Raw genomic sequence first — 23844 nt, 5'->3', positions numbered from 1 at the left:
AAGGGTGAGCAGAATGAAGAAAATTTCAGTACTTGGAGCAGGAAGCTGGGGAACAGCCCTTGCTCTTGTATTAGCTGATAATCATCATGATGTACACATGTGGGGACATAGACAAGAGCTCATTGACCAAATCAATGAGAAACATGAAAATCATGATTACTTACCAAATGTCGCACTGCCTGCGTCCATTCAGGCGACGACAGACATGAAGCAGGCGTTAGAGGGGACAGACGCTATTATTGTCGCTGTGCCAACAAAGGCCATTCGTGAAGTGTTGAAGCAGGCAAATGAGCTGATTACGTCGAAAGTGCCGTTTGTCCATGTAAGTAAAGGAATTGAACCAGATACACTTCTGAGAATATCTCAAATGATTGAACAAGAAGTCCCGGATGAGAAAAGAGAAGCTGTCGTCGTCTTATCAGGACCGAGCCACGCCGAGGAAGTAGGCTTGCGTCACCCGACAACTGTCACTGTCTCATCAGAAAATATTGAAGCGGCTCAATTTGTTCAAGATTTGTTCATGAACAACAACTTTAGAGTTTATACAAACCCTGATGTGATTGGTGTAGAAATTGGCGGCGCACTGAAAAATATCATTGCTCTTGCGGCAGGGATCACAGACGGGCTTGGATATGGTGACAATGCAAAAGCGGCGCTCATCACTAGAGGACTCGCTGAAATCGCACGTCTCGGTACAAAAATGGGAGGGAATCCTCTGACATTTGCCGGTTTAACGGGCGTTGGAGATTTGATCGTGACATGTACAAGTGTTCATTCACGTAACTGGCGCTGCGGAAATCTGCTTGGTAAAGGGTATAAGCTTGAAGAAGTGCTTGAAAAAATGGGGATGGTCGTCGAAGGCGTCCGTACAACAAAAGGCGCTTATCAGCTCTCCAAAGAATACAAGGTCAGCATGCCGATCACAGAGGCGCTTTACCACGTCCTGTTTGAAGGGAAAAAGGTCGACGATGCGGTCGAATCATTGATGGCACGTGTGAAAACACATGAAATGGAAGACCTTGTGAACATGTTTGAAAACCAAACAAAATAAATGGAAGACTGAACTTAGGCATGTAGAGGATGCAAGAAGGGGAAGACTTGCATAACATAGCAATGAAGTTTGAATAGAGCTTTGCCTCTACAGAATGAGGAAAAATAGTCGACCTAATGACTGAAGCGGAGTCCCCCTCTTTGCTTCAGTTTTTTTATGCGCTTTTTTCTGAATGATTGGAAAAATGATTGATATTTACCTTATTTTTGGTTTAGAATGAAATATAAACGCTTACAATTTGTTCGTTTTAAAGGGGGACAGGCACGATGAGTTTTGCTTTAATCAAGATGTGGTTTGCACTTGGTTCAATGGGGCTCATGTTTTTAGCTGTAGTAACCATTTATTTCAGTCGATTTAAGCTGAAGAGCCGGGTTCTTAAAATAACAGCCTCGACCGTCGCATACAGCTTGATGCTGATATCAGGTATCATTGTGTTTTTAGTTGTATTTAGCGGGCCGGTCAATGAATAAAGAAAAAGGAAGAATGTGATGATCAAAGCAAAAGTCAGTGTCACGTTGTTAGCACTTATTTTACTAACAGGATGTCTGTATCCAGAAAATCGCAAAACTGAAAACCGTGTGCCGTACGAAGAGCAACTGCAAAGCGTTCAGACAGCGATTGAGGAATTTCAAAAAGCAACAAATGGTCTTTTGCCGATTGAAACGAAAGAAGCAGACACGCCGGTTTATCAAAAGTACGTCATCGACTTTAAGCGCTTGTCACCAAGATATTTACACGATGTACCGTCTACATCCTTTGAAGGCGGAGGGGAATATATGTATGTCCTCACAGACGTCGAAAAAAACCCAACTGTGAAACTGCTTGATGTCAAAATGACGCAAACCATCAGTGAATTACGGCTTAGAATCAAAATATATCAAGATGAACATACATATCCGCCATACGGCAAAGTAGTATCAAACAATTTATATACGTTAAATGAAAAAAAGCTAGGCTTAAAATCGCCGCCTACGGTCATGAGCCCGGTGACAGGGAATTCCCTCCCATTACTGATTTCATCAAATGGCGAAATCTATGTGGATTACCGCAGTGATTTTGCTCATATTTTGAAGAATACGAAACGAAAGCTGAAACCAGGTGAAAACATTCAAGATGTCTATTGGCAGGAAACCCCGTTTGTACCCGCGTTTTCTGTCCCATATACCATCAACAAAAAAGGTGAGCCTGACTTTTTAGAAAAAAAGACGTCATAAACAAGAATGAACCTTTTTCCTCTGCATATAAATGAGGAGAAAGGTTTTTTTATGGCTAAACATACTCTCAAAACAAAAAAAGGTGTCATATTCAAATAGGACAACGTCATACACATATATTGTCCAGACACCTTTCAAGCAAGTTTGATTGAAGAATAGAGTATTTTATTTGAAAACGAGGATAGCAAGTCCGGGAGGGGATCACTTGGAAAAAGTCGATATTTTCAAGGATATCGCTGAACGAACAGGAGGCGATATATATTTAGGAGTCGTTGGCGCTGTTCGTACAGGGAAATCTACGTTTATTAAAAAGTTTATGGAGCTCGTGGTGCTCCCGAATATCAATAATGAGGCAGATCGTGCAAGAGCACAGGATGAATTGCCGCAAAGCGCAGCAGGAAAAACCATTATGACCACTGAGCCAAAATTTGTTCCGAATCAAGCGGCATCGATTCATGTGAGTGACGGTCTTGATGTCAACATCAGGCTTGTCGATTGTGTAGGATACACAGTCCCTGGTGCGCGCGGGTATGAAGATGAAAATGGTCCAAGAATGATCAACACGCCGTGGTATGAAGAGCCAATTCCGTTCCATGAAGCAGCGGAAATTGGCACACGCAAGGTCATTCAAGAGCATTCAACCATCGGTGTTGTGATTACAACGGATGGTTCTATTGGAGAAATTCCAAGACATGATTATATTGAATCTGAAGAACGTGTGATTGATGAACTCAAAGAGGTTGGAAAGCCGTTTATTATGGTGATCAACTCTGTGAGACCCTATCATCCTGAAACAGAAGCGCTGCGGCAGGAACTGAGCCAAAAATATGATATTCCAGTACTCTCCATGAGTGTAGAAAGTATGAGAGAGCAAGACGTCCTTAGTGTGCTTCGTGAAGCATTATATGAATTCCCAGTCCTAGAGGTGAATGTGAACCTGCCAAGCTGGGTCATGGTGTTAAAAGAAGATCATTGGCTGAGAGAAAGCTATCAGGACTCAGTGAAGGAAACCGTAAAGGATATTAAAAGATTAAGAGATGTTGACCGTGTTGTTGGCCAGTTCAGTGAATTTGACTTTATTGAAAGAGCGGGCTTAGCAGGGATTGAAATGGGTCAAGGGATTGCGGAGATTGACCTGTACGCCCCAGATGATCTATATGACCATATTCTAAAAGAAGTGGTTGGTGTAGAAATTAGAGGGAAAGACCATCTTCTAGAGCTCATGCAAGATTTTGCGCATGCGAAGACAGAATATGATCAAGTATCAGATGCCTTAAAAATGGTGAAGCAGACGGGATACGGAATTGCGGCCCCGGCCTTGTCAGATATGAGTTTAGATGAGCCAGAAATCATTAGGCAGGGCTCGAGATTTGGCGTAAGACTAAAGGCGGTTGCGCCATCTATTCATATGATTAAGGTAGATGTAGAAAGTGAATTTGCACCGATTATCGGAACAGAGAAACAAAGTGAAGAGCTCGTCCGCTACTTAATGCAAGACTTTGAAGATGATCCGCTTTCGATTTGGAATTCAGATATATTTGGGCGCTCACTCAGCTCCCTTGTCAGAGAAGGCATTCAAGCAAAGCTGTCACTGATGCCAGAAAATGCAAGATATAAACTGAAAGAAACACTTGAAAGAATCATCAACGAAGGATCAGGCGGTTTGATCGCGATTATTCTATAGCATGTGAGACCTCTCATTGACAGGGGTCTTTTTTTGCGTAAGGAATGAGTCATAAAAAGACAATTGTATAAAGATTAGTCAGATTCAGGCTGAAATTAGGAATATTCGTTCGTAAAAGTGCCCTTAATCCTTGACGAATAAGGATTCTTCCCTTTAAAATGCTTGATATGGTATTTCATATGTGTTAATCTACTTACAGAAAATCTTCACTTTGTTGGACAAACATTCCTTCAAAGAGTTGTTTTCTAATGAAAAGCCATGTATACCGCTTTCTAGACGCTCTTTTTTTCAAAAAAAGTGTATAGAAAGAAGATGAATTGTGAAGAAATGATAACAATCTATTGAATGCATATTTTTGGGAGGAGGTGAAAGGCATGAACAAGACAGAACTTATTAACGCGGTTGCTGAAGCAAGCGAGTTATCTAAAAAAGACGCGACAAAAGCAGTTGATTCTGTTTTTGATACAATTTTAGATGCACTTAAAAATGGTGACAAAATCCAACTTATCGGTTTTGGTAACTTTGAAGTACGTGAGCGTTCAGCTCGTAAAGGACGTAACCCACAAACTGGTGCAGAGATCGAAATCCCTGCAAGCAAAGTACCTGCTTTCAAACCAGGTAAAGCACTTAAAGACGCGGTGGCAGGTAAATAATCGTTATGTGTAATGATCCTATTGCAGGAGTTATACATATACAGTTTCACACTGGTCTAGAAAAGCCCCTTTCATAAGGGGCTTTTCCTTTTGATTCAAAAGCGTCGTTTAGAACGCTCTCCTTTGCTTTTAGGATCTGAAGTGTGCTAGAATCTGATTGAAATGTAATCGCCTTTGGAGGATATAATACATGAGTGAAATAAATAAAGAACTAATCGAACACGCAGTACGCGATATATTAAAAGCCATCGGAGAAGATCCAGATCGTGAAGGACTTCTTGATACCCCTAAACGAGTAGCAAAAATGTATGAAGAAGTGTTCTCGGGATTAAATGAAGATCCAAAAGAACATTTTAAAACCATTTTTGGTGAAGACCACGAAGAACTCGTTCTTGTAAAAGATATTGCTTTCCATTCAATGTGTGAACACCACCTTGTACCTTTTTACGGAAAAGCGCATGTCGCTTATATTCCGCGCGGCGGAAAAGTGACAGGACTTAGCAAACTTGCAAGAGCTGTAGAGGCTGTTGCCAAACGCCCGCAGCTTCAGGAACGCATCACATCAACCATTGCAGATAGTATGGTGGAAACACTCAATCCGCATGGCGTGATGATTGTCGTTGAAGCAGAGCATATGTGTATGACGATGCGCGGAGTGAAAAAGCCAGGCGCAAAAACAGTGACTTCAGCAGTACGCGGTACATTTGCAAATGATGCAGCGGCAAGAGCAGAAGTACTTTCCTTTATTAAAAACGACTAATTCAATAGATAGATGGAAGGTGAACAGATTGAGTGAAAATAAAGCATCTGATTTTGTAGTGATTAAAGCCAATGAAAATGGTGTAAATGTCATCGGCTTAACTAGAGGCTCTGATACAAGATTTCACCATTCCGAAAAGCTCGATAAAGGTGAAGTCATCATTGCACAATTTACTGAGCATACGTCAGCGATCAAAGTAAGAGGCGATGCTGTCATTCAAACAAGCTTCGGGGAAATTCAAAGCGAAGCAAAGAAATAAATACTTGAGTGCACTTGATAGCATAAAAGTGAGAGCTGATATGGTATAATAAATCTCTATACAATGTGCAGGGCTACATATGAAACTGTAATTTTTGGGACAAGGGTGATATCTTTGCAAGACATCTACGGAATTTTATCTAATCTAAATATAAAATTAAATAAAAAGCTTTCTCATCCTTATTTGGCGAAACATTTACGTGCACCACTCATCGATGAAGATAAGCTCCTTCTTTTTCATGCAATGTTTGATGAAGCTCAAATTGATGCAGAGAAAAAAGAAAATTATATTTTAACGGCGATGCTTGTGCAAATTGCCCTTGATACCCATGACGAAGTCACAACTGCTGCAGCGATCAAACAAGACGAATTCAAAAATCGTCAGCTGACGATCCTGGCAGGAGACTATTTCAGCGGTCTCTATTATTCTCTTCTCTCTGACATGAAAGACATCTACATGATTCGCACGCTCGCAACGGCGATCAAAGAAATCAATGAACATAAAATTAGACTGTATGATCGATCCATTCAAGATGCAGCGCACTTTTACAAAAGTGTAGCAACGGTTGAGTCTGCGTTATTCCAAAGGGTTTCTGAGCATTTTCAATTAACGCATTGGAATGAGATTGCAAGTCGTTTCCTTGTTTATAAGCGTTTCATGAAACAAGCAGAAGATGACAAGCATTTAAAACTTTTTTTGAACGATAGCTATACGGACGCCTATACATGTTTTGACAACTTTGAGAATGAAGGCTATGAAAAGGCCAAACGATCCATCAAGGAGCATCTTGTTTCATCTCCGGTCGTTCAAAAAGAGCTATTAAATCGCCTGGATCATATGAAAAATGAACCTGCGTATCATCAGAAAGTGGAAGAAGGGTAAGTCATGCAGCAATCAAAAGAACAGCGAGTACACGGTGTATTTGAAAAAATTTATAAAAACTATGATCAAATGAACTCCGTCATCAGCTTTAAGCAGCATAAAAAGTGGCGCGATAAAACAATGAAACTGATGAATGTTCAAAAAGGAGCCAAAGCATTAGACGTATGCTGCGGAACAGCCGATTGGACCATTGCGCTTGCTGATGCTGTTGGAGACAAAGGCGAAGTCAAAGGCCTTGATTTTAGTAAAAATATGCTGAGTGTTGGAGAAACGAAGGTGAAGACTGGGGGCTATAATCAAATTGAATTGCTTCACGGCAATGCGATGGAGCTTCCTTTTGAGGACAACACATTTGATTATGTCACGATCGGTTTTGGCCTACGGAACGTCCCTGATTACTTAACAGTGCTAAAAGAAATGACAAGAGTCGTGAAGCCTGGTGGAATGGTTGTCTGTCTAGAGACATCGCAACCTGAAATGATTGGGTTTAAACAAGGCTACTATGTCTATTTCAAATACATCATGCCGCTCTTTGGTAAACTGTTTGCCAAAAGCTATCAGGAGTATTCATGGCTTCAAGAATCAGCCAAAGCGTTCCCTGGCATGAAAGAACTGGCGGCTCTTTTCGAAGAGGCGGGTCTGTCTGATGTCTCGTATCATCCATTTACAGGCGGTGTAGCAGCAACACATATCGGAAAGAAGCTTTGAATAAACGATATTTGGGTGAAAATAATGAAACTAAAAGCAATGATCTCTTTTTTAAATCATGATATCGATATTATTGAAAAAGAGCTTGAACAAACAGTTCGCTCTGATTATGCATTATTAAGTGAAGCGGGTCTTCATTTGCTGCAAGCGGGCGGAAAACGAATCCGCCCCGTTTTTGTTCTCCTTTCAGGCATGTTTGGCGACTATGACATTAATAAAATTAAATATGTTGCCGTTGCGCTTGAGCTCATTCATATGGCATCGCTCGTTCACGATGATGTTATTGATGATGCAGAGCTGAGAAGAGGCAAGCCAACGATTAAGGCAAAATGGGACAATCGAATTGCCATGTACACAGGAGATTATATGTTTGCAAGATCTCTTGAGTATATGACAAAGATCAATCACCCAATGGCGCATGAAATTTTGTCAAAGATGGTCGTCGAGCTCTGTCTTGGTGAAATCGAGCAAGTGAAAGACAAATACAATATGGATCAAAACCTACGTACATATTTAAGAAGAATCAAACGAAAAACAGCCTTGCTCATTGCAGGCAGCTGTCAGTTAGGTGCGATAGCAGCAGGTACAGATGAGAAAACACATAAAGCCCTTTACTGGTTTGGCTACTATGTCGGGATGTCCTATCAGATCATTGATGATGTGCTTGATTTCACATCAACTGAAGAAGAGCTTGGTAAGCCTGTTGGAGGAGACCTTTTACAAGGAAATGTCACACTCCCGGTCTTATATGCACTGAAGAATCCTACACTCGAAGGACAATTAAAGCTGATTAATAGTGAAACAACGGAAACCCAGCTAAAACCTGTGATTGAACACCTCAAACAAACAGATGCGATCGACCGCTCGATTCGAGTGAGTGAAATGTATTTGAAAAAGGCATTCGAACAGCTAGACAAACTTCCTCGAGGACGAGCGAAAACGTCACTCGCTTCCATTGCCAAATATATTGGAAAACGAAAATTCTAATCAACATATTGTTGATTGGTTTTTTTGTGAAATTTTTTGTCAAAAATTGATTATTATATAAAAAAATGATACGATCACTTTGTAACAATGTAAGCCTATACATACATAAACGACGGGGTGGAGAACGTATATGGACAAAACATTTCTTATGGTCAAACCTGATGGTGTGGAAAGACAATTAATCGGTGAAATTGTGTCAAGATTCGAAAAAAAAGGGCTTCAGCTTGTTGGTGCAAAGCTAATGAGCATTCCAAAAGAAGTAGCAGAAACACATTACGGAGAGCATAAAGAAAAACCATTCTTCGGGGAATTGGTTGACTTTATTACGTCAGGACCAGTATTTGCAATGGTATGGCAAGGTGAGCAGGTAGTAGATGTCACAAGACAGATTATCGGCAAAACAAACCCGAAGGAAGCGCTCCCGGGCACAATAAGAGGAGACTATGGATTGACGGTTGGAAAAAACATTATCCATGGCTCAGACTCACCAGAAAGTGCTGAAAGAGAAATCAACTTATTCTTCAAACAAGAAGAACTCACAAACTGGGATCAAACCATCTCAAGCTGGATTTATTAAAATTCAAGCCAAGGTGTTCATCAAATGAGCACCTTGGCTTTTTTATATGAATATTTCTATACGAAATTTCGCATGAGAAGATACAAATTTTCGATAAAAACAGCTATACTAGGACAAAGATAGATGAGACAGGAGAGGACTTTGATGGATCAATATCAAGTATTTGTCGGAAAATGGAAAAAACTAACCGGGGTGGATCTGAATTTATATAAAGAAGCACAAATGAAACGAAGATTAACGTCACTTTATGATAAAAAAGGATATAGAGATTTTGAAGCGTTCGCGGCTGCCCTTGAAAAGGATAGAGCACTATTAGATGAGACGATGGATCGAATGACGATCAATGTGTCAGAATTTTACCGAAACTATCAGCGCTGGGAAGTGCTTGATCAAAAAATTCTTCCGCTGCTTTTGAAAAACAGCGGGACCCTAAAAATATGGAGTGCAGCATGTTCGACAGGAGAGGAGCCGTATACACTCTCAATGCTGCTATCAAGCCATCCGCTTGTGAAAGACTTCCAAATTATTGCAACTGATATTGATGATAAAGTGCTGCAATCAGCTCAAAAAGGAAAATATCATGAACGATCACTGCAAGAGGTACCAGATCAAATCAAGCAAAAATATTTCACAAAAGAAGATTCTTCATTTTACACTGTGAAGGATGAGGTGCGAAAGCACATTCAATTTAAAAAACACAACCTTTTAGCAGATCCTTATGAAAAACAGCTTGATCTTATCGTGTGCCGAAATGTCCTTATCTACTTTACAGAAGAGGCAAAAGAAGAGATTTACAGGAAAATGAGCAGCAGTTTAAAACCAAATGGCGTATTATTTGTTGGTTCAACTGAACAAATTTTTCATCCAGAAAAGTTTGGACTCACATCAGCTGATACTTTCTTTTATCAAAAGAAGGGGTTGTAGCTGACTTTTTAGTAGTAAGTGTGTTATCATAGTTTTACTTAAAAGCGTTAATGCGATGAAGGGAGATCGAGTCATGAGATACTTAACAGCAGGTGAATCACATGGTCCACAATTGACCACAATTATTGAAGGCGTTCCAGCGGGACTTTACATAGAGCAGGATGACATCAACTATGAATTGGCTAGAAGACAAAAAGGTCACGGCCGCGGCAGAAGAATGCAGATTGAAAAAGACCAAGCGAAAGTGTTAAGTGGTGTTCGTCACGGGAAAACATTAGGTTCTCCTATTGCACTTGTCGTTGAAAACAACGACTGGAAGCATTGGACAAAAGTGATGGGGGCAGAGCCGATCACAGAAGAAGAAGAGAGTGAAATGAAGCGTCAAATTTCACGCCCTAGACCAGGACATGCGGATTTAAATGGTGCGATTAAATATGGACATCGTGATATGCGAAACGTATTAGAGCGTTCATCAGCCCGTGAGACAACCGTGCGCGTAGCAGCAGGCGCAGTCGCTAAACAAATCTTGGCTCATTTAGGAATCAAGGTAGCTGGCCAAGTTCTTGAAATTGGCGGAGTGAAAGCAGCTCAAACGGCATATGAATCAATTGAAGATTTGCAAAAGGTAACGGAAGAGTCACCTGTTCGCTGCTACGACAGTGAAGCAGGTCAAAAAATGATGGATGCCATTGATGAAGCGAAGAAAAACGGTGATTCAATTGGCGGAATTGTGGAAGTCATCGTTGAAGGAATGCCGGTTGGAGTCGGAAGCTATGTTCACTATGACCGCAAATTAGACAGCAAGCTTGCAGGTGCTGTTCTGAGTATCAATGCTTTTAAAGGGGTCGAATTTGGTATCGGCTTCGAGGCGGCTTCTAAAAATGGTAGTGAGGTCCATGATGAAATCATCTGGGATGAAGAAAAGGGCTATACGAGAAAAACAAATCGCTTAGGTGGTCTTGAAGGCGGAATGTCAACTGGTATGCCAATTGTCGTAAGAGGGGTCATGAAACCAATCCCAACGCTTTACAAACCGCTTCAAAGCGTTGACATTGAAACAAAAGAACCTTTCTCCGCAAGCATTGAGCGTTCTGACAGCTGTGCTGTTCCTGCCGCAAGTGTTGTCGCAGAAGCAGTCGTGGCTTGGGAAATCGCCAATGCTGTAGTGGAGCAGTTTGGCCTTGATCAAATTGACCGCATTAAAGAAAATGTTGAAAAAATGCGCCAGCTTCAGAGGGAATTTTAATGAAAACACTGGAAGTTAAGACGTCTTCAGCCACTTATCCTGTATACATCGGTGATGGGATTAAACGCAATATCGTCGACTTGATGACTTCCACGGGGCATTCCTATACGAAGCTCTTAATCGTGACAGATACAGCGGTTGATGCCATTTACGGTGATGAAATGGTTCGATTACTTAAGCAGAAATGGTCTGTGCATAAAGTGGTTGTGCCAAGCGGAGAGCAGTCGAAATCTTTTGCTGAGTTTGAGCATATTCATACGAAAGCCATACAATTTCAGCTGGATCGCTCCTCGTGCATCATTGCGCTTGGAGGCGGCGTAATTGGCGATTTGGCTGGCTTTGTTGCTGCTAGTTACATGAGAGGTATTGATTTTATTCAAGTTCCGACGACGCTACTGGCACATGACAGTGCAGTTGGCGGGAAAACGGGGATTAACCATCCTCTCGGTAAAAATTTAATCGGTGCGTTTCATCAGCCGAAAGCCGTCATTTATGATACGAGCATGCTTGAGACACTATCTCAAACTGAAATGAGGTCAGGCTTTGCTGAGGTCATCAAACATGCCCTCATCTCAAGTGAAGACTTTTTAACAGAGCTGATGTCTATTCGTTCTTTGGCGGAATGCTCAAAAAGCGAGCTCGCACATATGCTGTATCAAGGCATTGAGGTCAAAGCGTCGATTGTTCAAAAAGATGAAAGAGAACAAGGTGTGCGTGCATTTTTGAATTTAGGTCATACACTTGGGCATGCCATTGAAGCAGAGTATGGATACGGCGTTATTACACACGGAGATGCTATTGCAATCGGAATGCAGTTTGCGCTATATGTGAGCGAAAAGAAGCTGGGGCTCAGCCTTAATCGTACGGAACTAAAAGAGTGGATGAAAAAACTCGGATTTCCGGTACAAGTCACCAAAGATATTTCCACGAAAACATTTGTTGACCGGATGATTGGTGATAAAAAGGCAAGAGGTGGAACCGTTCAATTTGTTTTATTAAAACAGGTTGGAGATGCTGTCTTGCAGTCTTTCACAAAAGATGATCTGCATCAATGGCTCGAAGAATGGAAACGGGAGGAGGGATGTCTATGATGTTTCGCGGGATACGTGGGGCTACAACAGTGAAAGAAGATACAGAAACAGAAGTAATAAATAAAACGAAACAGCTGCTAGAAGCGATTATTTCAAGAAATCAAGTAGATCCAGAACGTGTCGTGCAGATCTTAATTTCAGCTACACAAGATATTCACTCCGTTTTTCCGGCAAAAGCCCTTCGTCAGTTTGAAGGGTGGACGTATGTGCCTGTTACTTGTATGCAGGAGCTGGACATTCAAGGCGGTCTAAAGCATTGTATTCGTGTGTTAATGACGGTCCAAACAGACACAAAGCAGGAAGATGTGCAGCATGTGTACTTGGAAGAAGCTGTGACGCTTCGCCCTGATTTACAGTTGACAAAAAACAAGGAATTATAATACGATATGAACAGCCGAAGTTTACACACAGGTGTAAACGGCATTGCAAGTTTAGAGAAGATGAGAATGAGACTAGGGTAGTTGAGATGAGTAGAGTTGAGCAGAGATACGATACGTCTATTTCATCATACTGCCTAAAAGAGTACCCCTCTTTTAGGCTTATTTCGTATACTCATACAAACCCTCTATATGTCCCCTCATTCTCCTTAATCCCATTTAAGGAGTGTGCTTATGAATTCCCAATCAAATTTGACCCAATTTTTAAGGGACAGCGAGTCCCACAAAACGATTCCAATTGTTGAAACCATTACAGTTGATACGCTCTCACCGATTCAAATTGTCGAAAAACTCAAGGCAGATATTGTGTATCTACTAGAAAGCAAAGATGAGTCTTCTAGCTGGTCGAGATATTCCTTCATCGGATTACATCCTTTTTTAACCTTACACGATGATCAAAACGAATATATTGCACGTGACGCTGCTGGGCAGGAGGTCATGAAAAAACAAGAACTGAAAGACTTATTAGACTGGATGAAAGAGCAATATCAAATCAAGACACCAGACGTTGACATCCCGTTTACAGGCGGGGCAGTTGGGTACTTAAGTTACGATCTTATTCCAAGCATTGAACCATCTGTCAGGCCGCATCTAAGCGCACCAACGACAGACAATTGTACTCTATTTGTCTGCCAAACGATGATTGCCTTTGATCATGAAACGAATCATGTTCATTTTATCCAATACACCCAGCTAACCGGAAATGAAACAGAAGACGAAAAAATACGAGCTTACAAAGAAAATCAAAAGCGGCTTGAACAGATGATTCACAAGCTCCACACAAAGATTGATATGAAAGAACTGATTTTATCAGGGAATATGAACGAATCACCGTCCTTTGAACATGTGACATCAACCTATGAAAAAACACAATTTCTAAAGGACGTAGAAAAAATCAAAGAATACATTCGAGCGGGTGATATTTTTCAAGGCGTACTCTCACAGCGCTTTGATATCCCAGTGTCAGTGAGTTCATTTGAATTATACCGTGTGCTTCGCATTGTGAATCCATCTCCATACATGTATTTTATGAAATTAAAAGACCGTGATTTAGTCGGAAGCTCACCAGAACGATTAATTCATGCCAAAAATAGGCACCTAGAAATTCATCCTATTGCAGGCACTAGAAAAAGAGGAGCAACAAAAGAAGAGGATGCCGCACTGGCAAGAGAGCTGCTAGAAGATGAGAAAGAAAAAGCAGAACATTACATGTTAGTAGATCTAGCCAGAAATGATGTCGGCCGCGTAGCAGAATACGGCAGCGTGTCCGTACCGACCTTTACAAAAGTTGTGAACTTTTCACATGTCATGCACATCATCTCCATTGTGACAGGGAAGCTAAAGCAGGATACACACCCAGTTGATGCACTCATGTCCGCATTTCCAGCAGGCACATTAACAGGGGCACCGAAAATAAGAGCGATGCAATTATTAAATGAAATGGAGCCTGAGCCAAGGGAAACGTATGGCGGCTGTATTGCCTATATTGGGTTCGACGGCAATATCGACTCTTGTATTACCATTCGTACCATGAGCGTCAAAAATCAGATCGCTTCCATACAAGCAGGCGCTGGCATTGTCGCAGATTCTGTGCCAGAAAATGAATGGGAAGAGACATGTAACAAGGCAGGAGCGCTTCTGAGGGCCATTCAGCTTGCTGAACATATTTTTTCAGAAAAGGAGAGTGTGCAGGATGAATCAGCGACTATCAGCTCTTGTTAACGGAGGCTTCCTATCAGAAAATGAAGCACATAGACTAATGCATGATATGATGAGCGGCTCTTTAACAGATGCTGAAGTCGCTGCAAGTCTATCGATTTTAGCGCATAGAGGAGAAACCGCTGAAGAAATGACAGGCTTCGTGAGGGCCATGCGGCAAAAAGCAGAACCAGCGGAAAGATCGCTTGATGTCGTTGACACATGCGGCACAGGAGGCGATGGACTCTCCACATTTAATATATCAACTGCAGCTGCTATTGTAGCTTCCGCCGCTGGTGCTAAAATCGCAAAACACGGAAATCGCTCAGTCTCTTCAAAAAGCGGAAGTGCCGATGTGCTAGAGTGTCTTGGGATTCACATTCAATCTACTCCAGAAGAAACAAGAAGACAAATACAAGAGAAAAACATGGGCTTTTTATTTGCGCCACTGTACCATTCATCTATGAAACAAGTAGCAGCAGTCCGCAAGCAGCTTGGCTTCCGGACGGTATTTAATCTATTAGGACCGCTTTGCCACCCGATGCAAGCCAAAAAGCAAATCATCGGTGTGTATGCAAAGGAAAAGGCAAAATTAATGGCGGAAGCCCTTGCCCCATTAGAGCCAGAGCATGTCCTGTTTGTATGCGGGGAAGACGGGCTGGATGAACTAACGATTACAGCCAATTCATATGTGATTGAACTCAAAAAAGGTGCCATGACAGAATATACACTAAACCCAGAAGACTTTGGACTGGAAAAAGGATACTTATCAGATATTCAGGTCCAATCACCGGAAGAGAGCGCGAAATTGATTCAGAATATATTGAATCATCAAACAGGAGGGGCGCCGCTTCATATTACAGCTCTGAATGCCGGGGCGGCTTTATATGTCGCGGGCAAGTCAGAAAGCCTCATGGCAGGAACATTAAAAGCATTAGAAACGATTAAAAACGGAGCAGCCAAAGAACAATTGGCTCGTTTAAAACAAAAAACGAAAGAGGAAGAGATCTATGCTTAATCAAATCATTGCACGCAAAAAAGAACATATCCAAACGTTGCAGTTACCTGCGGATGGACACTTTGAAAGACGATCATTTAAAGAAGCACTCATGAACCCTCACCGCTCGATTGGGCTGATTGCTGAGGTGAAAAAGGCTTCTCCTTCCAAAGGAATCATTCAGCCAAATTTTGATCCTCTGCAAACAGCAAAAGCCTACGAAAAATCGAATGCTGATTGCTTATCAGTCTTAACAGATGAACCATTTTTTCAAGGGAAGAACGAGTATCTTTCCTTAATTAAAGAAAAAGTCGCACGTCCAATTTTAAGAAAAGACTTTATCATCGATTCCATACAAATAGAAGAGTCAAGACGTATCGGTGCAGATGCCATTTTATTAATTGGAGAAGTACTTGAACCGCAACAGCTTCATGAATTCTATGCTGAAGCGAAGGAAAAAGGACTAGATATTCTTGTCGAAGTTCATGCAGCAGATACACTGGAACATATCTTAAACCTATTCACCCCCGAAATCATTGGCGTGAATAACCGAAATTTAAAGACATTTAAAACAACAGTTGAGCAAACTAAAGAGATTGCACCACTTGTTCCAAAGGATGTCTTGCTAGTAAGTGAAAGCGGTATTCAGACATTTGATGATCTGACCTTTGTCAAAAAACATGGAGCGAGTGCTGTCCTTGTAGGTGAATCATTAATGAGAGAACCCTCACAAGAAAAAGCCGTTCAGACGTTATTTGGAGAATGACCACGATGAAGCCTTTTTTAAAATATTGCGGGGCGGTCTCACTAGAAGATGTAGAATGCATTGCGCAATCTCAAGCAGATGCGATCGGATTTATTTTTGCTCCAAGTAAAAGGCAAGTCGATCCAGATCAAGTGAAACAATGGCTCACCGATTCGCAGTGCAGGAAAAAGATTACTGGTGTATTTGTAAATGAAAAAATCCAAAAAGTGTGTGACATCACAAAGCATATTCCTTTAGATATCGTGCAGCTGCATGGAGATGAAACAAGAAAGGATGCAAAAGAAATAAAACAACAAACAGGGGCGGTAGTGTGGAAAGTCTTTCATCACGATCCCGATATAAAAGAAACACTTGATCAAATGACGGCATTTGCGCCGTTTGTCGATGGTTTTCTCATTGATGCGAAAGTAAAAGGGATGAGAGGCGGTTCTGGCACAGCTTTTACATGGGAAGCGGTACCTGTATACAATCAGCAAGCAAAACGACTGAAGAAAGCATGCATCATTGCCGGCGGAATAACACCAGAAACACTGCCAGAGCTTCTTGCCTATAGCCCAAAAGCGATCGATCTTTCAAGCGGCATAGAAGAAAACGGGAAGAAAAGCAGCGCTAAGATCAAAGCGCTCGAAGAAAGGATGTTAAACGATGTACGCATATCCAAATGAGCTTGGCAGATATGGAGAATTCGGAGGGAAATTTGTTCCCGAGACGCTCATGCAGCCACTCAAAGAAATAGAACAAGCATTTAACGAATTAAAAGAAGACCCAGCCTTTAAGCAAGAATATCTTTCTCTATTGCAAAACTATTCAGGCAGACCGACTGCGCTGACATATGCTGATCAATTATCTGCATACCTCGGCGGCGCAAAAATCTATTTAAAAAGAGAAGATTTAAACCATACAGGTGCTCATAAGATCAACAATGCACTTGGTCAGGCACTGCTTGCAAAAAAAATGGGGAAATCAAACATCATCGCAGAAACAGGCGCTGGACAGCACGGAGTAGCAGCTGCAACGGTGGCCGCCAAGTTTGGATTATCGTGCACGGTATTTATGGGAAAAGAGGATGTGGAGAGACAATCTCTCAATGTATTCCGAATGAAGCTCCTTGGCGCTGAAGTCATACCTGTCACAAGCGGAAACGGCACATTAAAAGATGCAACGAACGAAGCGATTCGTTACTGGGTCCAGCACTGTAGTGATCATTTCTATATGATTGGTTCAGTTGTAGGACCTCATCCATATCCCCAAATCGTCAGTGAGTTCCAGCGGATGATTGGTGATGAAGCAAAAGAGCAGATGCTGAAAAAAGAAGGCAGGCTCCCTCATAAAGTCATTGCTTGTGTCGGCGGCGGAAGTAATGCTATTGGAATGTACCGAGCGTTTTTGGATGATGAGATTGATTTGATTGGTGTAGAAGCGGCTGGAAAAGGAATCGATACGCCGCTTCATGCAGCAACCATTACGAAGGGGACAAAAGGGGTCATTCATGGATCTTTGACCTATTTAATCCAAGACGAATTTGGCCAGATTATTGAGCCCTATTCCATTTCAGCTGGTCTAGATTATCCCGGGATCGGACCAGAGCACGCATATTTACATGCGAGCGGACGCGTTCAATATGTGAGTGCTACAGATCAAGAAGCACTGGATGCACTAAAACTGCTGACAGAAAAGGAAGGAATTCTGCCAGCGATTGAATCAGCACACGCTTTAGCCAAGGCGTTTGAGATGAGCAGGACGATGAGTGAAGATGAAATCATCCTTGTCTGCCTGTCAGGAAGAGGAGATAAGGATGTGCATACATTAATGAATGTGCTTGAAAGTGAGGGCAAAACCAAATGATCACATTTCAATTAGAGCAAGACGAGAAATTATTCATCCCATTTATTACAGCAGGGGATCCGTCAGAAGAAATCACGATCGATTTAGCTTTGTCCCTTCAAGTAGCCGGTGCACATGCGATTGAGCTAGGTGTTCCTTATTCCGATCCGCTAGCAGACGGTCCTGTCATTCAAAGAGCCTCCAAAAGAGCTCTAAATCATGGCATGAATATCGTAAAAGCGATAGAATTAGCAGGGAAGATGAAAAAAAACGGTGTAAAAATTCCTGTAATTCTATTTACGTATTATAATCCTGTGTTACAATTAGACACAGAATACTTTTTCGCTTTACTGCGCAAAAATCATATTTCGGGACTCTTAACACCCGACTTGCCTTTTGAAGAAAGCAGTGAGCTGCAAAAGAACTGTCAAACATATGACATTTCATATATTTCGCTCGTTGCACCAACCAGTAAGGAACGATTAGTAAATATAGTAGAGCAGGCAGAAGGTTTTGTGTATTGTGTTTCATCTCTTGGTGTAACAGGTGTCAGACAAACCTTTGACGAATCGATTACTGATTTTATTCAACAAGTGAAACAGCTGAGTCACATACCGGTTGCGGTCGGTTTTGGTATCTCAACAAGAGAGCAGGTAGACGCAATGAATAAACTGAGTGACGGCGTCGTTGTAGGCAGTGCACTTGTAAAAAAAATTGAAGAACTTCAGGATCAATTGTTAGCAAGTGATACTCGTCAAGACGCTTTAAGAGAGTTTGAAACCTATGCAAAAACATTTAGTCCCCTCTATTCATTCAAATGAGGTGAAACTTTTGCAAATCAAAGATCAATTAAAACAACTAAAACCGTATCAACCTGGGAAACCAATTGAAGAGGTCAAAAAAGAATATCAATTAGACAAAATTGTGAAATTGGCTTCAAATGAAAACCCTTTTGGATGTTCCGCTCATGCAAGAGAGGCGATACAAGCTGAGCTTGAACATTTAGCGATCTATCCAGATGGATACAGCGCAAGTTTAAGAACAGAGCTCGCTGAGTTTCTTCAAGTAAATGAAAAACAATTAATTTTCGGGAATGGCTCAGATGAACTTGTGCAAATTATTGCTAGGGCATTCCTTGACCAACATACAAATACCGTCATCCCAGCTCCGTCTTTTCCGCAATATCGTCACAATGCGATCATTGAGCGGGCAGAGATTCGAGAGGTGCCGCTTTTAGACGGAGGAGCTCACGATCTGAAGGGCATGCTGGATGCGATTGATGAGAACACGAAGGTCGTCTGGGTATGCAACCCGAATAACCCGACGGGAAATCATTTGTCAGAATCTGAGCTTGTGGCGTTTTTAGATCAAGTACCAGCTCATGTGCTTGTAGTACTAGATGAAGCATATGTCGAATACGTTCGTGCGGAAGACTTTCCGAACAGCTTATCTTTATTACACAACTATCAAAATGTTATCGTACTCCGTACGTTTTCTAAAGCGTATGGACTGGCCGCGCTTCGAGTAGGCTATGGCATTGCATCAGAAGAGTTGATTACTGCGATTGAACCAGCGAGAGAGCCGTTTAATACGAGTCGTATCGCTCAGGCAGCAGCTCGTGCAGCGATAAAAGATCAGGACTTCATTCAATCATGCAGACAAAAAAATGAAGCAGGTCTCAAGCAATATCAAGAATTTGCTGACCGTTTTGGACTATTTATTTATCCGTCTCAAACAAACTTCGTGCTGATTGATTTTAAAAGAGATGCAGATGAATTATTCAATGCATTATTGAAAAAAGGCTACATTGTTCGTTCTGGTAAAGCACTTGGTTTTCCAACGTCTTTACGTATTACGGTCGGAACAATGGAGCAAAATGCAGAAATTCTAAGTACACTTGCTGATTTAATGCAAGGCATTCGAGCGTAGCATAACCATAAAGTCATATCCTTTTACAGGATATGGCTTTCATTGTACCAACCTCATACATATAAGCTGTTGAAATGGCTTTTTTAATTTTCGCGAAAAAACAGGTGATGAACATGAATGATGCAAATGAAACAATATTAATTGCTGGACTTGGTTTAATTGGAGGTTCCATCGCACTGTCGATTAAAAAAGAGTATCCTCATAAAAAAATTGTTGGATACGATGTGTCCAAAGAACAAATGGTTGCAGCAACAAAGCTGGGTATCATTGATTTAGCAGCTGATTCATTTGCGGCAGGTTTGGCTGAATCTGCGACTATTATTTTGGCAACACCAGTTCAGCAAACAGTCAAGATGCTTCGTGATATTGCAAACTCTGGAATTGAGAGAGAGCTCACAATTACCGATGTTGGCAGCACAAAGCAAAAGGTTGTCCATTTTGCTGAAAAAACGCTTCCTAAGCACTATCAATTTATTGGTGGACATCCAATGGCAGGCTCTCACAAGTCAGGTGTTATAGCAGCGAAAGACTTTTTATTTGAAAATGCGTTCTACATTTTAACGCCGGCAAAGGAAACAAACCGCGAGGCTGTTGATCGTTTGAAGGACTTGTTAAAAGGTACAAATGCTCATTTTATTGAGATGACCCCAGAAGAACATGATGGAGTAACAAGTGTGATTAGTCATTTCCCTCATATTGTTGCAGCCAGTCTTGTGCATCAAGCACATCATTTTGAAGAACAATTCCCACTTGTCAAACGGTTTGCTGCTGGAGGCTTTCGTGACATTACACGTATTGCGTCAAGCAACCCTGCAATGTGGCGAGATATCCTTCTGCACAACAAAAACAAGATTTTAGACCGGTTCCATGAATGGAAAAAAGAGATCGATCGCATTGAGACCTTTGTACTGCAAGAAGACGCTGAAGGCTTGTTCTCTTATTTTCAAGAGGCAAAGGAATATCGTGATGGGCTTCCTCTGAGGAAAAAAGGTGCCATTCCTGCTTTTTATGACCTTTATGTGGATGTTCCAGATCACCCTGGGGTCATTTCGGAGATTACAGGACATTTAGCAAATGAGAGCATCAGTATTACGAATATCCGTATTATTGAAACGCGGGAAGACATTAATGGGATTTTACGCATTAGTTTTCAAACAGAAGACGACCGTAAACGTGCAGAGATCTGTATAAAAAATAGAGCGAATTACGATACATTTTATGCTGACTGAGGTGACAAATATGAAAATTCATAAACATGCTCCTATGAATGGAGTCATTCATATTCCAGGTGATAAATCCATTTCTCATAGATCAGTGATGTTTGGTGCAATTGCTGATGGGACGACAGTGGTGAAAAACTTTCTCCCTGGAGCCGATTGTTTAAGTACGATTGATTGTTTTAGAAAAATGGGCGTTGAAATTGAACAAAAAGGGACAGATGTTGTGATCCGTGGGAAGGGACTGAAAGAGCTCAAGGAGCCGTCTGACGTCCTCGATGTCGGGAATTCTGGTACAACCATTCGATTAATGATGGGAATATTAGCTGGTTGTGAGTTTCACAGTACACTGATCGGTGATGAGAGTATTGCTAAAAGACCAATGCAGCGAGTAACAGGTCCACTTAAACAACTAGGAGCGAAAATAGATGGCAGAGCAAACGGCGAGTATACGCCGCTTTCTATTCGTGGCGGCCATTTAAAAGGTGTCTCATATGAGTCTCCGGTGGCAAGCGCCCAAATTAAGTCCGCTGTCCTTTTAGCAGGTCTTCAAGCAGAAGGAACAACAACATTAACTGAACCGCATAAATCAAGAGATCATACAGAAAGAATGCTCTCTATGTTTGGTGTGAAACTAGACGAAGATGAACAAAGTGTTTCTATTGAAGGTGGTCAAACATTAAAAGCAACAGATATATTTGTTCCTGGAGACATCTCCTCAGCTGCATTTTTCCTTGTTGCTGGATCTATTGTTCCTAACAGCCGAATTGTTTTAAAAAATGTCGGGCTAAACAAAACAAGAACGGGTATTATTGATGTTCTGAAACAAATGGGTGCGAATCTTGAGATCAATGAAGTAGATGCAAAAGGCGGAGAGCCATATGGAGATTTAACGATCTCTACCTCTTCATTAAAAGGCATCGAAATTTCTGGTGATATGATTTCAAGACTTATCGACGAGATTCCAATTATAGCGCTTCTAGCGACACAAGCAGAGGGAACAACGATCATTAAAGATGCTGCTGAGTTAAAAGTAAAAGAGACCAATCGAATTGATACAGTCGTGTCAGAACTTAAAAAACTCGGTGCTGATATTGAAGCAACAGATGATGGTATGAAGATTCATGGTAAAACCACGCTTCAAGGCGGCGCAACCGTGTCAAGCTACGGAGATCACCGAATTGGTATGATGCTAGGGATTGCTGCTTGCATCACAAAGCAAGCGGTTGAGATTGAAGATACAGATGCTGTACGCGTCTCATACCCGAATTTCTTTGAACACATTGAATACTTAACCAAAACAGTCTGAGGATGTCCTCAGGCTTTTTCTTTCCTTATGCATATTTGTAAGGAATATAGCATAGCTTGTCTCAAGATGAAACCTGGAAAAAAATCATTTTATCTGATCAAAAAATGAATTTCAGGTGTTTTCAGTTTACAAAACTTCCGTTTCGTAAAGGATGAAATGAAAACCAGTCTTTAAAACACAAAAATGGGTTCATTTTAAAAGTGCAACATATTTGCTGGATGAGTACCTGTCGATTATGATATGAAGTAACAATAGTTTAGGTTTTTGGAAAACAGAAAGGAACGGTTTGATTTGAATAGTTCATTACAAGAAGCCATAAAATTAGTTGAGGCGGGTGAGACTGAAAAAGGACTTCAAACACTTGCTCAGGCAGAAAAGCATTTGCATGATGAAGAAAAGGCGCAGGCAGCTCAGTTATATTATGATTGGGGAGATATCGATAAAGCGAGAAATCTCATCAGTGATTTACATGATTTATATCCAGAGGAAACGGGGTTAACATGTTTTTATGCAGAACTGCTGATTGACTCTGATGAAGAAGAAAAGGCGATTTCGGTATTAGAGACGATTCCTGAAGATGATGATGCCTATCCAGAGAGCCTACTGTTAATGGCAGATTTGTATCAAATGCAAGGACTATTTGAAGTCAGTGAACAAAAGCTCTTAAAAGCAAAAGAGCTGCTTCCAAATGAAGCCATTATTGATTTTGCGTTAGGTGAATTGTATTTTTCGCAAGGTCTTTCAAAGAAAGCGGCCGACTATTTCTACAAGGTCGCAGATCAACAACATGAGGTTGGCGGCGTCAATGTTTATCAGAGGCTCGCTGAATCACTCAGCACAGCTGGAGAATTCGAAGATGCGCTTGAATGGTACGAAAAGGCAGTGAAAGATCAAACAGATCCGAATACACTTTTTGGCTACGGATTTACAGCGATGAGGGCTGGACGAACGAAAACAGCCATTCAGCAGCTTTCAGAACTAAAAGATATTGATCCATCTTATTCGTCTCTATATATGCCTTTAGCGAAAAGTTATGAGGAAGAAGGACTATATCACGAGGCTTTAGAGGTAGTAAAAGAGGGTATTAAAATTGATGAGTATAACAAAGAATTATATTTATATGGTGCAAAGATTGACTTGAAAAATGGGGATTCAGAAGATGCGAAAAAGCTGCTTCAAGAAGCACTTGCTCTTGATCCGGGATATATTGAAGCGGTCCAAACATTGCTCGCGATCTATTTAAATGAAGAGCTTTTTGATGAAATTCTGGATGTCATAAAAGAGGTTAAAAGCTTTGGGGAAGATGATCCAAAATGGAATTGGTATGCTGCATCTGCATCTGTTGGACGAGAAGAATACAAAGAAGCAGCTGAGTACTTCAAGCTGGCTCTGCCTGATTTTGATGAGGAACGTGACTTTTTATATGAATACGCATCGTTCCTTTTAGAAGAAGGCAGACAAAAAGAAGCATTGCCGCTATTACGTAAAGTTCTTCAGAAAGATGGCACGAATGAAGAAATCGAAGAAACGATTTTAAGAATTGAAGACGAAATTTCCTTATAGTTTGCAGGAATGAAGAACTGGTTTGTTGAATAATTCATGTATAGCAATTTAATTTACGATAGAGGAGG

The 23844-nt window shown here is 41.2% G+C and carries 25 protein-coding genes; all 25 read left to right on the top strand.

What is annotated here, in order from left to right; all coding sequences use genetic code 11:
• Positions 1-13: 13 nt before the first annotated feature.
• The 25 genes from CKW02_RS10435 to CKW02_RS10310 all read left to right on the top strand — a co-directional run bounded on the left by CKW02_RS10435 (position 14) and on the right by CKW02_RS10310 (position 23776).
• Positions 14-1051 carry an NAD(P)H-dependent glycerol-3-phosphate dehydrogenase gene (locus CKW02_RS10435; RefSeq protein ID WP_003216041.1) on the top strand — a complete coding sequence of 346 codons (1038 nt, stop codon included), beginning with the start codon at positions 14-16 and terminating at the stop codon, positions 1049-1051.
• Positions 1052-1317: 266 nt separating this feature from the next.
• Positions 1318-1521, top strand: a complete 204-nt coding sequence (locus CKW02_RS10430) for a DUF2768 domain-containing protein (protein ID WP_003215900.1) — start codon at positions 1318-1320, stop codon at positions 1519-1521.
• 18 nt (positions 1522-1539) lie between these two features.
• The gene (locus tag CKW02_RS10425) at positions 1540-2265 is read left to right on the top strand and encodes a YphF family lipoprotein (RefSeq protein WP_003215852.1); all 726 of its coding nucleotides are present in this window, start codon (positions 1540-1542) and stop codon (positions 2263-2265) included.
• 205 nt (positions 2266-2470) lie between these two features.
• Positions 2471-3949, top strand: coding sequence for a stage IV sporulation protein A (gene spoIVA, locus CKW02_RS10420; RefSeq protein ID WP_003215616.1), 1479 nt, complete (start codon positions 2471-2473; stop codon positions 3947-3949).
• Between the two features lie 374 nt (positions 3950-4323).
• The gene (gene hbs / locus CKW02_RS10410; protein ID WP_003215863.1) at positions 4324-4602 is read left to right on the top strand and encodes a non-specific DNA-binding protein Hbs; all 279 of its coding nucleotides are present in this window, start codon (positions 4324-4326) and stop codon (positions 4600-4602) included.
• A 190-nt stretch (positions 4603-4792) separates the two neighbouring features.
• Complete coding sequence (folE, locus tag CKW02_RS10405) at positions 4793-5362, top strand: GTP cyclohydrolase I FolE (RefSeq protein ID WP_003215789.1); 570 nt, start codon at positions 4793-4795, stop codon at positions 5360-5362.
• Between the two features lie 28 nt (positions 5363-5390).
• Positions 5391-5621, top strand: a complete 231-nt coding sequence (mtrB, locus tag CKW02_RS10400) for a trp RNA-binding attenuation protein MtrB (RefSeq protein WP_003216082.1) — start codon at positions 5391-5393, stop codon at positions 5619-5621.
• Between the two features lie 114 nt (positions 5622-5735).
• A complete protein-coding gene (locus tag CKW02_RS10395) occupies positions 5736-6503 on the top strand; it encodes a heptaprenyl diphosphate synthase component 1 (RefSeq protein WP_003215666.1) in 768 nt (255 codons plus the stop codon).
• Positions 6504-6506: 3 nt separating this feature from the next.
• Entirely contained in the window at positions 6507-7211 is a 705-nt protein-coding gene (locus CKW02_RS10390) for a demethylmenaquinone methyltransferase (protein WP_003215527.1), read from the top strand.
• Positions 7212-7235: 24 nt separating this feature from the next.
• Positions 7236-8198, top strand: coding sequence for a heptaprenyl diphosphate synthase component II (gene hepT, locus CKW02_RS10385; protein ID WP_003215649.1), 963 nt, complete (start codon positions 7236-7238; stop codon positions 8196-8198).
• A gap of 130 nt (positions 8199-8328) precedes the next feature.
• Positions 8329-8775, top strand: coding sequence for a nucleoside-diphosphate kinase (gene ndk / locus CKW02_RS10380; RefSeq protein WP_003216015.1), 447 nt, complete (start codon positions 8329-8331; stop codon positions 8773-8775).
• A gap of 144 nt (positions 8776-8919) precedes the next feature.
• Positions 8920-9699 (top strand): CheR family methyltransferase, encoded by a 780-nt coding sequence (locus CKW02_RS10375; protein WP_003215521.1) that lies wholly within the window; start codon positions 8920-8922, stop codon positions 9697-9699.
• A gap of 73 nt (positions 9700-9772) precedes the next feature.
• Entirely contained in the window at positions 9773-10945 is a 1173-nt protein-coding gene (aroC, locus tag CKW02_RS10370) for a chorismate synthase (protein WP_003215774.1), read from the top strand.
• Positions 10945-12036, top strand: a complete 1092-nt coding sequence (gene aroB, locus CKW02_RS10365; RefSeq protein ID WP_003215928.1) for a 3-dehydroquinate synthase — start codon at positions 10945-10947, stop codon at positions 12034-12036. Before aroC ends, aroB begins: the two co-directional genes overlap by 1 nt.
• Positions 12033-12416 (top strand): chorismate mutase, encoded by a 384-nt coding sequence (aroH, locus tag CKW02_RS10360; protein ID WP_003215970.1) that lies wholly within the window; start codon positions 12033-12035, stop codon positions 12414-12416. The genes aroB and aroH overlap by 4 nt, the downstream gene beginning before the upstream one ends.
• Before the next feature lie 231 nt (positions 12417-12647).
• Positions 12648-14195, top strand: a complete 1548-nt coding sequence (gene trpE, locus CKW02_RS10355) for an anthranilate synthase component I (RefSeq protein WP_003215597.1) — start codon at positions 12648-12650, stop codon at positions 14193-14195.
• Complete coding sequence (gene trpD / locus CKW02_RS10350; RefSeq protein ID WP_003215742.1) at positions 14167-15189, top strand: anthranilate phosphoribosyltransferase; 1023 nt, start codon at positions 14167-14169, stop codon at positions 15187-15189. The genes trpE and trpD overlap by 29 nt, the downstream gene beginning before the upstream one ends.
• Positions 15182-15934 (top strand): indole-3-glycerol phosphate synthase TrpC, encoded by a 753-nt coding sequence (gene trpC / locus CKW02_RS10345; protein WP_003215458.1) that lies wholly within the window; start codon positions 15182-15184, stop codon positions 15932-15934. The genes trpD and trpC overlap by 8 nt, the downstream gene beginning before the upstream one ends.
• Positions 15935-15939: 5 nt before the next feature.
• The gene (locus CKW02_RS10340; protein WP_003216129.1) at positions 15940-16599 is read left to right on the top strand and encodes a phosphoribosylanthranilate isomerase; all 660 of its coding nucleotides are present in this window, start codon (positions 15940-15942) and stop codon (positions 16597-16599) included.
• Positions 16580-17779, top strand: a complete 1200-nt coding sequence (trpB, locus tag CKW02_RS10335; RefSeq protein ID WP_095117833.1) for a tryptophan synthase subunit beta — start codon at positions 16580-16582, stop codon at positions 17777-17779. The genes CKW02_RS10340 and trpB overlap by 20 nt, the downstream gene beginning before the upstream one ends.
• Entirely contained in the window at positions 17776-18579 is an 804-nt protein-coding gene (trpA, locus tag CKW02_RS10330; RefSeq protein WP_003215706.1) for a tryptophan synthase subunit alpha, read from the top strand. The genes trpB and trpA overlap by 4 nt, the downstream gene beginning before the upstream one ends.
• A gap of 10 nt (positions 18580-18589) precedes the next feature.
• Complete coding sequence (hisC, locus tag CKW02_RS10325; protein WP_003215818.1) at positions 18590-19687, top strand: histidinol-phosphate transaminase; 1098 nt, start codon at positions 18590-18592, stop codon at positions 19685-19687.
• 113 nt (positions 19688-19800) lie between these two features.
• The gene (locus CKW02_RS10320; protein ID WP_034620426.1) at positions 19801-20916 is read left to right on the top strand and encodes a prephenate dehydrogenase; all 1116 of its coding nucleotides are present in this window, start codon (positions 19801-19803) and stop codon (positions 20914-20916) included.
• Between the two features lie 10 nt (positions 20917-20926).
• The gene (aroA, locus tag CKW02_RS10315; protein ID WP_003215462.1) at positions 20927-22213 is read left to right on the top strand and encodes a 3-phosphoshikimate 1-carboxyvinyltransferase; all 1287 of its coding nucleotides are present in this window, start codon (positions 20927-20929) and stop codon (positions 22211-22213) included.
• Between the two features lie 291 nt (positions 22214-22504).
• A complete protein-coding gene (locus CKW02_RS10310) occupies positions 22505-23776 on the top strand; it encodes a tetratricopeptide repeat protein (RefSeq protein ID WP_034620428.1) in 1272 nt (423 codons plus the stop codon).
• The last annotated feature ends 68 nt before the right edge of the window (positions 23777-23844 follow it).

Source organism: Bacillus pumilus (assembly GCF_900186955.1).
In the GTDB taxonomy this organism is placed as follows: domain Bacteria; phylum Bacillota; class Bacilli; order Bacillales; family Bacillaceae; genus Bacillus; species Bacillus pumilus.
The sequence above is the reverse complement of the archived record's forward strand: the minus strand, read 5'-3'. Positions and strand labels throughout refer to the sequence as shown.